Raw genomic sequence first — 421 nt, forward strand, 5'->3', positions numbered from 1 at the left:
GTCGAGAAGAATACCCCTGAAGGGGGTGAGACTTGATGGCTAGAAGTCATGTAGACACTTCAGGGGAGATGGTGCTAGAGGGTTATGCCGTGCTATTTAATACGCCGAGTGAGGACCTAGGCGGCTTTAAAGAAATTATTGCGCCTCACGCCTTGGACGGTGTGGACATTACCGACGTTAAGTGCCTAGTTAATCACGATTACAAAATGATTATTGGCCGCACTCAGGCAGAGACGCTGGAACTGAAAACTGATGGTAAGGGGTTATGGTTTAAGTGCTATTTGCCAGATACATCTTATGCCCATGATATCTACGCAAATGTTAAGGCGGGTAATGTTACTCAGTGTAGCTTTTTTTATACATTATCAGAGGATAAAAATGCTAAGACGTGGGCCCGCAACAATGGTGAATATGTGCAAAC

The 421-nt window shown here is 44.9% G+C and carries 1 protein-coding gene; it reads left to right on the forward strand.

Annotated features, from left to right (window positions below; translation table 11 throughout):
• Window positions 1-35: 35 nt before the first annotated feature.
• The coding region (locus FC24_RS09435; protein WP_057874624.1) for an HK97 family phage prohead protease at window positions 36-421 on the forward strand (386 nt) is incomplete at its 3' end.

It is taken from the genome of Loigolactobacillus rennini DSM 20253 (genome assembly GCF_001436505.1).
GTDB classification, from domain to species: Bacteria; Bacillota; Bacilli; order Lactobacillales; family Lactobacillaceae; genus Loigolactobacillus; species Loigolactobacillus rennini.